Raw genomic sequence first — 13,238 nt, forward strand, 5'->3', positions numbered from 1 at the left:
CCTTAGCGCGTGCCGCCGGTTTGTTTGAGGAAGTTGGCAAACAGTTCATGGCCCTGTTCGGTCAGGATCGACTCGGGGTGGAACTGTACGCCCTCAATGTTCAGGGTCTTGTGACGCAGGCCCATGATTTCGTCGACCGAACCATCATCGTGTTGCGTCCACGCGGTCAGCTCCAGGCAATCGGGCAACGTCTCGTGCTTGACGATCAGCGAGTGGTAGCGGGTAACGGTCAGCGGATGATTCAGGCCTTGGAAAACGCCCTTGTCCTCGTGGAATACCGGACTAGTCTTACCGTGCATCACTTGGCGGGCACGCACCACATCACCACCAAAGGCTTGGCCGATGGACTGGTGGCCGAGGCAGACGCCGAGGATCGGCAGTTTGCCGGCGAAGTGCTTGATGGCGTCGATAGAGATGCCGGCTTCGGTCGGCGTGCAAGGGCCAGGGGACACGACGATGCGCTCGGGCTTGAGCGCTTCGATTTCAGCAATGGTCAATTCATCGTTGCGCACGACTTTGACCTCGGCACCCAGCTCGCCGAGGTATTGCACAACGTTGTAAGTAAAGGAGTCGTAGTTGTCGATCATCAGCAACATGGCGTTTCGAACCTCTTGAATTCTGACTTGAAGACAGCCTTCAGATGACTTGCCCGCAGGGCGCTGCACGATGTCGGACACGCAAGTGGCGTCGGCAAAGCGGCATTTCAAACGGGCAAGGAAGGCAAAGCGATACAGATCCGGCCGGGCCGGCAGAAAAGATTCAGGCGCGCCAACGCCAACGGGCGTGTGCCTTGATGACTTGATCCAGAAGTTTGCTGGTGATCAACACGGGGAAGGTCTCGTTCATACGTTCCGGCACAGTAACTTAGCTGGGCAGAGCGTGCAATATGGCGGGGCCTTTGGGGGAGAAATCCAAGGGAGGGTTCGCGACCGATGGCACTAGGCCGGAAGTTTTTGGTACTGTCGTTTCGTTCACCTACAACAATAAATAAAACGGACTTGCTCATGATCAAACAGACGTTGTTTGTACCGCTGGCCGGCTGCTTGCTCGCACTGGCCTGTGCCCAGGCGAATGCGGCGCCCAATCCTTATTCGAATTTCATTGTCTTCGGCGACAGCCTCAACGACGCCGGGACCTTCGCCGATAGCGGCGGCCCGGCGGGTTCTACTGAACGCTATACCAACCGTACCGGTCCGGTTTATCTGGATGGCAGCGGTGAGCTGTATTCGCTGAACTCCACCCAACTGCTGGGCGGACGCCTCGGCTTTACGGCGGATCAGACGGCCTCTTCCAGTTCGGCAGTGCGCGCCGACAATGGCCAGCCCGACGGCAATAACTGGGCGGTCGGCGGCTACCGCACGGATCAGATCCTCGATTCGATCACCACGCAATCAGCCACCGGTGAACGCACCCGCGCCGGCTACCTGCCGTCGAACGGTTTCCGTGCCGATCCGAATGCGCTGTATTACATCTCCGGCGGCGGTAACGACTTCCTGCAAGGTCGTATTCTCAGCCTGCCCCAAGCCAATGCGGCGGCAGATCGACTGGCCGATAGCGTGCAAACCCTGCAAACCGCCGGCGCCAAATACGTGATGGTCTGGCTGTTGCCTGACGTCGGCCTGACTCCGGCAATCAACGGCACGCCTTTGCAAGCGTTCAGTAGTCAACTTGCCGGCCAGTTCAACAGTCAGTTGACCACCCGCCTGCAAGGCATCAACGCCGAAATCATTCCATTGAACATTCCGGTGCTTCTGTCCGAAGTGTTTGCCGATCCAGGACGTTTCGGCCTCGCCACAGACCAAAACCTGACCGCAACCTGCTTCAGCGGCAGCAGTTGCACGGAAAACGCCCGTTACGGCATCAACAGTGGGACACCGGATCCGAGCAAACTGATCTACAACGACGGCGTGCACCCGACTGAAGCCGGGCAGAAACTGATTTCCGATTACGCCTATTCCCTGCTGGCCGCGCCGTGGGAATTGACGCTGCTCCCGGAAATGGCCCACGCCACCGTGCGCGCGCATCAGGATGAACTGCGCAGCCAATGGCAGGCGGACTGGGAAAACTGGCAGGCAGTCGGCCAATGGCGCGCCATTGTTTCCGCCGGCGGCCAGCACCTGGACGTCGACAGCCAAAGCAGCGGCGCCAGCGCCGACGGCAGCGGTTACAACCTCAACGTGGGTGGCAGCTATCGCCTCAATGAGGCTTGGCGCGTTGGCGTGGCAGCGGGTTTTTACCGGCAGAATCTGGAGGCCGGTCATAACGATTCGGACTACAAACTCAACAGCTATCTGGCTACAGCTTTTGCCCAGTTCCAGCAAAATCGCTGGTGGGCTGATGCCGCGCTGACTGGTGGCAAGCTCGACTACGACAACCTCAAGCGCAAGTTCGATCTGGGTGTCAGCGAGGGGGCGGAGAAAGGTGATACCGACGGCCATCTGTGGGCATTCAGTACCCGCGTCGGCTACGACATCGCCCAGCCGGGCAGTGAATGGCATCTGTCGCCATTCGTCAGCGCCGACTACGCCAGTGTCGACGTCGACGGCTACTCGGAGAAGAGCAACCGCGCCACCGCACTGACTTTCGATGATCAGGCGCGCGATTCGAAACGTTTGGGCGTGGGTATTCAGGGCAAGTACAACTTCACGCCGCAAACTCAGGTGTTCGGCGAGTACGCCCACGAGCGTGAGTACGAAGATGATGTGCAGAAGGTCAACATCGCGCTCAACACCCTGCCGGCCAACGACTTCACACTTGAGGGCTATACGCCGCAGAGTCATTTGAACCGCTTGAGCCTGGGCGTCAGCCACAAACTCACGGCGGATCTGGCGCTGCGTGGTGGGTACACATTCCGCAAGGATGATGACTTTACCCAGCAAGGGGTTAACGTCGGCGTCGTGCTGGACTTCTGAAGCGCAGGCACAAAAAAGCGGCGCCCTCTCAGGCGCCGCTTTTTTATGCGTATTCATATTCCTCTGTGGCGAGGGGATTTATCCCCGATCGGCTGCGCAGCAGTCGCAAACCGTTGTTCACGGTATACCTGAAAAATCTCTGTTGCAGGTTTCAGGGCCGCTCCGCTGCCCCATCGGGGATAAATCCCCTCACCACAGAGGATCGCTCCCACAGGTTTTACGCGGATTCAGGCTTCTGGGGTTTGCTCGGCCAGGGCCACAGCGCGGAACATCGCCCGACGCTTGTTCAGGGTTTCTTCCCATTCCAGCGCCGGCACCGAGTCGGCAACGATGCCGCCACCGGCCTGCACATGAAGTTCGCCGTTTTTGATCACTGCGGTACGGATGGCAATTGCGGTGTCCATGTTGCCGTTCCAGGCGAAATAACCGACCGCCCCGCCATACACACCACGCTTGACCGGTTCCAGTTCGTCGATGATTTCCATCGCCCGAATCTTCGGTGCGCCCGACAAGGTGCCCGCCGGCAAAATCGCCCGCAGCGCGTCCATCGCCGTCAGCCCGGCTTTCAACTGGCCGGTGACATTGGACACGATGTGCATCACGTTGGAATAACGCTCGATGACCATCTTCTCGGTGAGCTTCACCGAACCGATTTCCGAAACGCGACCGGTATCGTTACGACCGAGGTCGATCAGCATCAGGTGCTCGGCGATCTCTTTGTCGTCCGACAGCAGATCTTCTTCCAGCGCCAGATCCGCCTCTTCGGTGGCACCGCGCGGGCGAGTACCGGCAATCGGGCGCACGGTGATCAGATTGTCTTCGACCCGCACCAGCACTTCCGGCGAACTGCCGACGACGTGGAAGTCGCCGAAGTTGAAGAAGTACATGTACGGCGTCGGGTTGAAGCAACGCAGTGCGCGGTAAAGGTCGATTGGTGCAGCCTTGAAGTCGATCGACATGCGCTGCGATGGCACGACCTGCATGCAGTCACCGGCAAGGATGTATTCCTTGATGGTGTCGACGGCTTTTTCGTAATCGTCCTGGGTGAAACTGGAGCGGAATACCGGGTCAGCCGATTGCTGCTTGCTGAAGTCCAGGCCACGACGCGGGGTGATCGGTTGGCGCAGTTTCTCCAGCAGGCCCTGCAATTGCGCCTGCCCTTGCTCGTAGGCATCCGCCTGAGCAGGGTCGGCCAGTACGATTGCGTGCATCTTGCCGGCGAGGTTGTCGAACACCACGACCGCATCGGAAACCATGAGCAGAATGTCCGGCACGCCCAGCGGATCAGGGTTCGGGCATTTGCCCAGACGCTTTTCCACATAACGCACGCAGTCATAGCCGAAGTAACCGACCAGACCGCCATTGAAACGCGGCAGACCGGCGATGGTCGGCACGTTGTAGCGAGCCTTGAAGGTTTCGACGAAGGCCAACGGGTCTTCGACGTCATGGCTTTCAGTCTCGACGCCATCGACGGTGATACTGACGTGATGGTCGTGAACCCGCAGCACGGTGCGGCACGGCAGACCGATGATCGAGTAACGGCCCCATTTCTCGCCACCCTGAACCGATTCGAGCAGGTAGGAGTTGGGCTGGTCAGCCAGTTTCAGGTAGATCGACAGCGGCGTGTCGAAGTCGGCCAGGGTTTCGCAGGCCAACGGAATGCGGTTGTAGCCATCAGCGGCCAAGCGCAGGAATTCTTCGCGGATCATGAGGTGCCTCGTGGTGTGAGGTGCTAATCAGTCAGGTAGGCAAACGTGCCGGCGGGCCGGCCAGGAACAAGTCAGGCGCGCCAACGCCAGCGGGCCAGGGCCTTGATGACTTTCATCCAGAGTTTGCGAGTGACCACCACGATGGCGTTTCCGGCAGGGGGTTGAACAGCGTCGGGCAACGTTATCCCACCGGCCAGATCCAGGCAACCGGGAATTAGCTTGCGCAGATCGTCAATCACCAGCGCCGGGGACTCTTCGGCGATTGGTCGGCCATGGTTATAGCCATAACTCAGCGCCACGCATTTGACCCCCGCCGCTTTCGCCGCCAGCACATCGCTGCGCGAGTCGCCGACGAACAGCGATTGCGAGGCCGGGATGTTGGCCATTTTCATCACGAAGAACAGCGCCGCTGGATCAGGCTTCTTCTGCGGCAGGGTGTCGCCGCCAATGATCCACTTGAAGTAGCGGCCGATTTTCATCTGATCCAGCAGCGGCGCGACAAAACGCTCCGGTTTGTTGGTGATCAGCGCCATCGCCACGCCCTGCTTGTGCAGCCATTTCAGGGTGTCGCGCACGCCGGGATAGACCACGGTCAGCTCATGGCTGGCGCCATAGGCTTCCATGAACACTTCCAGCGCATGTTCGGCCTCGACGTCGTCGACAGCCGAGTGATCAATACCGCCGGCCAGCGCACGACGCACCAACACTGGCGCGCCGTTGCCGACCCACTCGCGCACCGACTCGATGCCCGCAGGCTGGCGGCCGAGGCTGAGCAGCATGTTGTCCACCGCCGCCGCCAGGTCGGGAACCGAGTCGATCAGCGTGCCATCCAGATCGAACATCACCAACCGTGGCAGTTTGCCCGGGAACAGCTGCTCAAAACCGCTCATGGGCGTGCCAGTGCCAGTTCGGAACGCATCTTGTCGATGACTTCCTGATAGTTCGGCGCGTTGAAGATCGCCGAGCCGGCAACAAAGGTGTCGGCGCCAGCGGCAGCGATTTCACGGATATTGTTGACGTTGACGCCGCCGTCGATTTCCAGACGAATGTCACGGCCCGACGCATCAATGATTGCCCGCGCTTCGCGCAGTTTGTCGAGGGTGCCGGGAATGAACTTCTGTCCGCCGAAGCCTGGGTTGACGCTCATCAGCAAGACCATGTCGACTTTGTCGATCACGTACTTGAGCACGTCCAGCGGGGTCGCCGGGTTGAACACCAGACCGGATTTGCAGCCGCCCTCGCGGATCAGTTGCAACGAGCGATCGACGTGCAGCGTGGCTTCCGGGTGGAATGTGATGTAAGTCGCGCCGGCTTCGATGAAGTCGCCAACAATGCGATCCACCGGACTGACCATCAGGTGCGCGTCGATTGGCGCGGTGATGCCGTACTTGCGCAATGCCGCGCAAACCATCGGACCGATGGTCAGATTGGGCACATAGTGGTTGTCCATGACATCGAAGTGGACGAAGTCGGCACCAGCGGCGAGGACGTTGTCCACTTCTTCGCCGAGGCGGGCGAAGTCGGCGGAGAGAATCGACGGAGCAATTACGAAGGGCTGCATGACGCACCTTTTCTGAGCTAAATCACGATGGCGCGCATTGTATACCTCAAGTTTCCGCGCGCGCACCGTGACCGCGATGATCAGTAGGCCGCGCGGTAGATCTTCTCGATATCGATGGCGCTGAGCTTGCGCGGGTTATTGCGCATCAAGCGCTCGATTCCCGCGGCCTCCACGGCCATGGCCGGGATCGCGTCTTCCGGCACACCGAAACTGCGCAGGCCGACGGGGATTTCCACCGCCATACAGAGGTCGGTCATGGCCTGCACGGCTTTGTCCGCCGCTTCGCTGGCACTCAGATGAGCGGTCTTCACGCCCATGGCCTCGGCGATATCCTGCATCCGCTCGACGCAGGCCATCTTGTTCCAGGTCATGACATACGGCAGCAGCAAGGCATTGCTGACGCCATGGGCAATGTTGAAACGCCCGCCCAGTGGATAAGCCAGCGCATGCACCGCGCCGACGCCGGCATTGCCGAACGCCATGCCGGCCATCAGGCTGGCGGTGGCCATGTCTTCTCGGGCTTGCAGGTTGGCGCCGTTGGCGTAGGCCTTGGGCAGTGCGTTGGCGATCAGCTTGATGGCGCCGATGGCCAGGGAGTCAGTGATCGGCGAAGCGTTGACCGACAGATAGGATTCGATGGCGTGCACCAGCGCATCAACGCCACTGGCCGCGGTGACACTGCGCGGACAGGTCAGGGTCATTTGCGGGCTGACCAGCGCCACGTCCGGCAATAGATAGTCGCTGACGATGCCTTTCTTCAGTTGCGCAACCTTGTCGGAAAGGATGGCGACGTTGGTCACTTCCGAACCGGTGCCGGCGGTGGTCGGGATGGCGATCAGCGGCGGGCCTTTGCGTGGCACCTGTTCGACGCCGAACAGATCTTCCAGCGCGCCGTGATAACCGGCATAGGCCGCGACACTCTTGGCGATGTCGATGGCACTGCCGCCACCGAGACCGATCAAGCCGTCATGCCCACCCTCGCGATAGACACGCATGCAGTCTTCGACGATGGCGATTTCCGGATCCGGCAGCACGCGGTCGAAAATCTCGTACTCGCGCCCCCCCAATTGCACCAGCGCCAGCTCCACGGTGCCGGACTTGACCAGCGCGGCGTCGGTGACGATCAGCGGATTGTCGATATCGAGACGGGTGAGTTCGGCCGCCAGTTGCTCGATGGCCCCCGCGCCGGTGATCAATTTGTGAGCGATTTTGAACTGGGAAAGACTCATCGTGCGCAGCCTCTTATAGATGTGGGAGCTGGGCACAAGATTAGCTGGAGATTTGGGGTTGTCTGCTATTCAGGTCGTGAATGACCCATCAAGGGCAAGATCAACAGCCCCTCACCCTAGCCCTCTCCCGGAGGGAGAGGGGACTGACCGAGTTGTACTCTCGAAGTACATCGACCTGAATTACCGAGTCGAACTCAGGCCTTGAACAGCACAACGATCTGCTCCCTTCCCCCTCGCCCCCTTGGGGGAGAGGGCTGGGGTGAGGGGGTAAGCTTTTGATCTGGCCCTTAAACCTGCGCGGTTCGCAGTTTTTCGCTGCGCCCACGCAACCATTCCAGCGTCAGCAAAAGGATTACGGAAAAGGCGATCAGCAACGTAGCAGCCGCCGCAATCGTCGGACTCAAATTCTCCCGAATCCCGCTAAACATCTGCCGAGGCAACGTCGCCTGCTCGGGACCTGCAAGAAACAGCGTCACCACCACCTCATCAAACGACGTCGCAAAGGCAAACAGCGCACCGGAAATCACCCCCGGCGCAATCAGCGGCAAAGTCACCCGACGGAACGCGGTCAACGGCGAAGCGCCAAGGCTGGCCGCGGCACGCACCAGATTGTGGTTAAACCCCTGCAACGTCGCCGACACCGTGATGATCACAAACGGCACACCCAGCACCGCGTGCACAACGATCAACGAGAAGAAGCTATTACCTAGCCCCAGCGGTGCAAAGAACAGGTAACTCGCCACACCAATAATCACCACCGGCACCACCATCGGCGAAATCACCAGCGCCATCACCAGTGCTTTGCCGGGTAAGTCGCCACGGGTCAGGCCGATCGCCGCCAGCGTGCCGAAGATCATCGCCAGCACCGTCGCGGCCGGGGCGACGATGATGCTGTTCTTCAGCGCGCGCATCCATTCCGCCGAGGCGAAGAAGTCGTGATACCACTGCAGCGAGAAGCCTTGCAGTGGGTACACCAGAAAACTGCCCGAGTTGAACGACAGCGGCACGATCACCAGCACCGGCAGAATCAAAAACAGCAGAATCAAGCCGCAGAGGATCCGCAAGCTGTAGAACCACACCCGTTCAATGGGCGACATATAAGGACTCAGCATTTCAAATTCCCCTTAGCTCAGGCGCAGGCGACTGGCGCCCACCAGCCAGCTGTAAATCAGATAAAGCACCACGGTCGCCAGCAGCAACAGCCCGCCCAGCGCGGTGGCCATGCCCCAGTTGATGCTGGTGTTGGTGTAGAACGCGACGAAGTAGCTGACCATCTGATCGTTCGGGCTGCCGAGCAGCGCCGGGGTGATGTAGTAGCCGATGGCGAGGATGAATACCAACAGGCACCCGGCGCCGACACCGGCATAGGTCTGCGGGAAATACACGCGCCAGAAACTGGCGAACGGATGGCAGCCCAGCGAGATCGCCGCACGCATGTAGGTCGGCGAGATGCCTTTCATCACGCTGTAGATCGGCAGGATCATGAACGGCAGCAGGATGTGCACCATCGAGATGTAGACGCCCGTGCGGTTGAACACCAGTTCCAGCGGTTTATCGATGATGCCCATGGCCAGCAGCGCGCTGTTGATCAGACCGCCCGATTGCAGCAGCACGATCCACGCCGCGACCCGCACCAGGATTGACGTCCAGAACGGCAGCAGCACCAGAATCATCAACAGGTTGCTCTGGCGCGATGGCAGGTTTGCCAGCAGGTATGCCAGTGGATAGGCGAGCAGCAGGCAGATCACGGTGATGACCAGACCCATCCAGAAGGTGCGGGCGAAGATGTCCAGGTAGATCGCCTGATCCGGGGTCGCCGGGGCGATTTCACCGAGGTCGTCGATGCGGTGATCGACCGATGCCAGCAAGTAATACGGCGTAATGCTGCTGGTGTTGCGTTTCACCGCTTGCCAGTAGGCCGGATCGCCCCAACGTTCGTCGAGTGCTTCCAGTGCTTCTTTATAAGAGGCCGGTTCGCTGGCAAATGGCAGCGCCCGGGCAGTTTTGGTCAGCAGGCTGCGATAGCCGGCCAACTCCATGTTCAAGCGCTTCGACAGATCGCCCAGTGTCTGGTTTTTGCGCGCTTCGGCGAGGTCTTCGCCGGCCGCTTTGTACACCGGTTCAGCGGGCAGGCCACGGCCGTCCCAACTGGCGATGGCCGCCACGGTGCGCGGCATGCCGCCGACCACTTCCGGGTTGCCGACGCTTTTGTAGAGCAGCGCCACGATCGGCACCAGAAACACCAGCAACAGAAACAGCACCAACGGCGCAATCAACGCCTGGGCTTTCCAGCGGTTGACCCGCTCGGCGCGCTTGAGCTTCTGCTTCAAGGTGGGGCTGGCGCCCTCGTTCAGGGGAACGGCGATGGCCATGACGTACTCCGCAAATCTTTGATCGTTACAGAGGTGGCGAACCACCTCTGTTGTGTTGGAACACAGCTACCTGTGGGCGCGAGCTTTCCTGAGAGATCGAACCTTGTGGCGAGGGGATTTATCCTCGATGGGTTGCGAAGCAGCCCCAAAACCACGCAGCTCGGTGTGTCAGGAAGGTTGGAGTCTCAGGTTCTACGACTGCTGCGCAGCCGATCGGGGATAAATCCCCTCGCCACAAAAGCACCCATCGCCATCTCCCATGCAGGTGAAACAGTGGTTACTTCGCCGCCCAGGAGTTGAAGCGCTGTTCCAGTTGCTCGCCGTTGTCAGCCCAGAAGCTGACGTCGATCTGCACCTGGTTGGCGATGTTTTCCGGGGTAGTCGGCATATCTTTCAGCACATCCTTGCTCAGCAACGGAACAGCCTGGGTGTTGGCCGGGCCGTAAGCGATGTTTTCCGAGTAGATCTTCTGCTGCTGCGGCTGTACCGAGTAGGCGATGAACTTCTTCGCCGCTTCAGCACGCTTGGCGTCCAGACCTTTCGGGATGGCCCACGCGTCAAAGTCGTAGATACCGCCGTTCCACACCACTTTCAGGTTCGACTCTTTCTGCACGGCAGCGATGCGACCGTTGTAGGCAGAGCTCATGACCACGTCGCCGGAAGCGAGGTATTGCGGCGGTTGTGCGCCGGCCTCCCACCACTGAATGCTTGGCTTCAGCTCGTCGAGTTTCTTGAACGCGCGATCCTGACCACCCTTGCTCGCCAGCTCTTTGTAGACGTCTTTAGGCGCCACACCATCAGCCATCAAAGCGAATTCGAGGGTGTACTTGGCGCCTTTACGCAGGCCACGTTTGCCCGGGAATTTCTTGGTGTCCCAGAAATCGGCCCAACTGGTCGGCGCGGTTTTCAGCTTGTCGGCGTTGTAGGCGAGTACGGTCGACCAGACGAAGAAACCTACGCCGCACGGCTGAATCGCGCCTTTGACGTAGTCTTCGGTTTTGCCGAACAGTGCCGGGTCGAGTTGCTCGAACATGTCTTCGTCGCAGCCACGGGACAGCTCTGGCGATTCAACTTCGACCAGATCCCACGACACGCTCTTGGTGTCGACCATGGCTTTGACCTTGGCCATTTCGCCGTTGTACTCACCGGCGACGATTTTGCCGTTACCCGCCGCTTCCCACGGTGCATAGAAGGCTTTGACTTGCGCCGCCTTGTTCGCCCCGCCAAACGACACCACGGTCAAATCCGGGCCAGCGGCCATTGCGCTGGCCGCACCCATCAGGCCCAGGGTCAGGGCGGTGAACTTCAGGGATCTCAACATTTATTGTTCTCTCCACGTGCAGGGTTGGTGTTGGTATTGCGGGGGGCGATCAGTTCGCCTCTAACAGCGGATCAAGCGCGCGAACGTGCTCGACCTGCCAGCCAAGCGGAACCACGTCACCAACCGCGAGCGCGGGATCGAGCTCGGCAATCGGTTGTTTCACGAAGAAGTCGGTCTTGCCGCAGACTTCCAGGCGCACTCGGACGTGGTCGCCCAGATAGATGAATTCCGCCACCCTCCCTGAGAAGCGGTTAACGCATTGGTCGCTGGAACCGTTGAGGCTGACGCGCTCCGGGCGAATCGACAGGGTCACTGGCTCGCCGGTCTGGCCGACGTTGACCGCCAGTGCCTCGACCTTCTCGCCACGGCCCAACTCGACGACGCAACGCTCACCGCTCTGGCTGAGCAAACGACCGTTGAGGCGATTGTTCTCGCCGATGAAGTTGGCGACGAAGGTGTTTTTAGGCTCTTCGTAAAGCGTACGCGGCGGCGCGATCTGCTGAATTTCGCCTTGGTGGAACACGGCGACGCGATCGGACATGGTCAGCGCTTCGCCCTGATCGTGGGTTACGTAGACCACGGTCACGCCGAGGCGCTGGTGCAGATGCTTGATCTCCATCTGCATGTGTTCACGCAGTTGTTTGTCGAGGGCGCCGAGGGGTTCGTCCATCAGCACCAGTTGCGGCTCGAACACCAACGCACGGGCCAGGGCCACACGCTGTTGCTGACCGCCGGACAACTGCGCCGGGTAGCGCGAAGCGAACGCGTCGAGCTGCACCATGCTCAGGACTTTCTTGACCTTGTCGGCGACGTCACTCTTGTTCAGGCCGCGCACAGTCAGCGGGAACCCGAGGTTTTCCGCGACGGTCATGTGCGGGAACAGTGCGTAGTTCTGGAACACCATGCCGATGTCGCGCTTATGCGGCGGCACGTTGTTGATCGCGCGCCCGGCCAAGAGGATTTCGCCAGCGGTCGGCGTTTCGAAACCGGCGAGCATCATCAGGCTGGTGGTCTTGCCGGAACCGGACGGCCCGAGCAGGGTAAGGAATTCGCCTTTGCGAATGTCCAGGTTGAGGTCTTTGACGATCAGGTTCTCGCCGTCGTAGCTCTTCTGCACTCCACGAAAGCTGACCAGCACATCACTGGCCCCTGCGTTTGTATCGACCTGGCTCATACCCACACCTTTGTTGTTGATGACTGCTTGTGTACCAAGCCTAGTGGCTGGCGGCAGGCACGCAAATCGGGGCGCAGGAGAGAATCGCCTCAGCGGGATGGAAGGTTGGGGGTAGGGATTGCCCTACAAGGATGGCGCGGATTGGCACGCCGACTACGAGCGTCAAGCTGCAAGCCGCCAGTAACGGCAAAAGCGTTTGTCGCGAATGGATATGCCAACGCGGTCTACTGTAGGAGCTGCCGAAGGCTGCGATCTTTTGACCCTGTAAACAGCAAGATCAAAAGATCGCAGCCTTCGGCAACTCCTACACAGAGCGCGGCGTTGTTCAGAGGAGCTTGTGTTCCATCGCGTACTTCACCAGTTCCGCCAGCGAAGTGATGTTGAGCTTCTGCATCAGCCGCGCCTTGTGGGTGCTGATGGTCTTGCTGCTCAGGGCCAATTGCTGGGCGATGTCGTTGACGTTGGCGCCCTGGGCCAAGCGCTCGAACACCGAGAACTCGCGCTCGGACAACAATGAATGCAACGGCCGCGCATCGGTCAGGCCGACCTCGAAGACCATGCGGTCGGCCAGATCCGGGTCGATGTAGCGCCCACCCGCCGCGACTTTGCGGATGGCCGTCAGCAACAGCGCCGGATCGCTGTCCTTGGTCGCATAACCCGCAGCGCCGACCTTCAAGGCGCGAGCAGCCATTTGCGCCTCGTCGTGCATCGACAACACCAGAATCGCCGGCGGATTGTTCAGCGCACGGATTCGCGGGATCGCTTCCAGGCCGTTGACGCCTGGCATGGAGATGTCCAGCAGCACCACTTCGCACGGCACATGGCGCAGGGTTTCGAGCAGTTGTTCACCATTGCTCGCCTCTCCCACGACTTGCAGGTCCTTGGCCAGGCCGATCAATTGCTTGATGCCTTCACGGACGATGGTGTGGTCTTCGGCTACCAGTACACGGATCACGTTGT

General features: G+C 60.1%; 11 protein-coding genes. 1 reads left to right on the forward strand and 10 read right to left on the reverse strand.

Going from position 1 to position 13,238, the window contains the following annotated elements:
* Positions 1–2: 2 nt before the first annotated feature.
* Positions 3–596: an aminodeoxychorismate/anthranilate synthase component II gene (locus ACA069_RS25795; protein ID WP_187681121.1), complete on the reverse strand. Its 594-nt coding sequence runs from the start codon at positions 594–596 to the stop codon at positions 3–5.
* A 408-nt stretch (positions 597–1,004) separates the two neighbouring features.
* Here ACA069_RS25795 and estP point away from each other — a divergent pair, with 408 nt between their 5' ends.
* Positions 1,005–2,912 (forward strand): esterase EstP, encoded by a 1,908-nt coding sequence (gene estP / locus ACA069_RS25800; protein WP_497615456.1) that lies wholly within the window; start codon positions 1,005–1,007, stop codon positions 2,910–2,912.
* 227 nt (positions 2,913–3,139) lie between these two features.
* On the opposite strand, the gene trpE is transcribed toward estP, so the two are convergent.
* The 9 genes from trpE to ACA069_RS25845 all read right to left on the reverse strand — a co-directional run bounded on the left by trpE (position 3,140) and on the right by ACA069_RS25845 (position 13,233).
* Complete coding sequence (gene trpE, locus ACA069_RS25805; protein WP_401270068.1) at positions 3,140–4,621, reverse strand: anthranilate synthase component I; 1,482 nt, start codon at positions 4,619–4,621, stop codon at positions 3,140–3,142.
* A 71-nt stretch (positions 4,622–4,692) separates the two neighbouring features.
* On the reverse strand, positions 4,693–5,511 hold the full coding sequence (locus ACA069_RS25810; protein WP_497245467.1) for a phosphoglycolate phosphatase: 819 nt from the start codon (positions 5,509–5,511) through the stop codon (positions 4,693–4,695).
* Positions 5,508–6,182 (reverse strand): ribulose-phosphate 3-epimerase, encoded by a 675-nt coding sequence (rpe, locus tag ACA069_RS25815; protein ID WP_003228808.1) that lies wholly within the window; start codon positions 6,180–6,182, stop codon positions 5,508–5,510. Before rpe ends, ACA069_RS25810 begins: the two co-directional genes overlap by 4 nt.
* An 80-nt stretch (positions 6,183–6,262) precedes the next feature.
* The gene (locus ACA069_RS25820; RefSeq protein ID WP_497615457.1) at positions 6,263–7,411 is read right to left on the reverse strand and encodes an iron-containing alcohol dehydrogenase; all 1,149 of its coding nucleotides are present in this window, start codon (positions 7,409–7,411) and stop codon (positions 6,263–6,265) included.
* A gap of 287 nt (positions 7,412–7,698) precedes the next feature.
* Positions 7,699–8,523, reverse strand: coding sequence for an ABC transporter permease (locus ACA069_RS25825; RefSeq protein WP_497615458.1), 825 nt, complete (start codon positions 8,521–8,523; stop codon positions 7,699–7,701).
* Between the two features lie 12 nt (positions 8,524–8,535).
* Positions 8,536–9,783, reverse strand: a complete 1,248-nt coding sequence (locus ACA069_RS25830; RefSeq protein WP_187681116.1) for an ABC transporter permease — start codon at positions 9,781–9,783, stop codon at positions 8,536–8,538.
* A 277-nt stretch (positions 9,784–10,060) separates the two neighbouring features.
* The gene (locus tag ACA069_RS25835) at positions 10,061–11,104 is read right to left on the reverse strand and encodes an ABC transporter substrate-binding protein (protein ID WP_497615459.1); all 1,044 of its coding nucleotides are present in this window, start codon (positions 11,102–11,104) and stop codon (positions 10,061–10,063) included.
* A 49-nt stretch (positions 11,105–11,153) separates the two neighbouring features.
* On the reverse strand, positions 11,154–12,278 hold the full coding sequence (locus ACA069_RS25840) for an ABC transporter ATP-binding protein (RefSeq protein WP_187681115.1): 1,125 nt from the start codon (positions 12,276–12,278) through the stop codon (positions 11,154–11,156).
* Between the two features lie 325 nt (positions 12,279–12,603).
* A complete protein-coding gene (locus ACA069_RS25845) occupies positions 12,604–13,233 on the reverse strand; it encodes a response regulator (protein ID WP_008085218.1) in 630 nt (209 codons plus the stop codon).
* Positions 13,234–13,238: the final 5 nt, after the last annotated feature.

This window comes from Pseudomonas sp. LBUM1652, from assembly GCF_059716105.1.

Coding starts and splice junctions, on each gene's coding strand:
- trpE (WP_401270068.1), bottom strand. CDS start 4,621: ATGATCCGCGAAGAATTCCTGCGCTTGGCCGCTGATGGCTACAACCGC.
- ACA069_RS25795 (WP_187681121.1), bottom strand. CDS start 596: ATGTTGCTGATGATCGACAACTACGACTCCTTTACTTACAACGTTGTG.
- rpe (WP_003228808.1), bottom strand. CDS start 6,182: ATGCAGCCCTTCGTAATTGCTCCGTCGATTCTCTCCGCCGACTTCGCC.
- estP (WP_497615456.1), top strand. CDS start 1,005: ATGATCAAACAGACGTTGTTTGTACCGCTGGCCGGCTGCTTGCTCGCA.
- ACA069_RS25820 (WP_497615457.1), bottom strand. CDS start 7,411: ATGAGTCTTTCCCAGTTCAAAATCGCTCACAAATTGATCACCGGCGCG.
- ACA069_RS25830 (WP_187681116.1), bottom strand. CDS start 9,783: ATGGCCATCGCCGTTCCCCTGAACGAGGGCGCCAGCCCCACCTTGAAG.
- ACA069_RS25835 (WP_497615459.1), bottom strand. CDS start 11,104: ATGTTGAGATCCCTGAAGTTCACCGCCCTGACCCTGGGCCTGATGGGT.
- ACA069_RS25840 (WP_187681115.1), bottom strand. CDS start 12,278: ATGAGCCAGGTCGATACAAACGCAGGGGCCAGTGATGTGCTGGTCAGC.
- ACA069_RS25810 (WP_497245467.1), bottom strand. CDS start 5,511: ATGAGCGGTTTTGAGCAGCTGTTCCCGGGCAAACTGCCACGGTTGGTG.
- ACA069_RS25825 (WP_497615458.1), bottom strand. CDS start 8,523: ATGCTGAGTCCTTATATGTCGCCCATTGAACGGGTGTGGTTCTACAGC.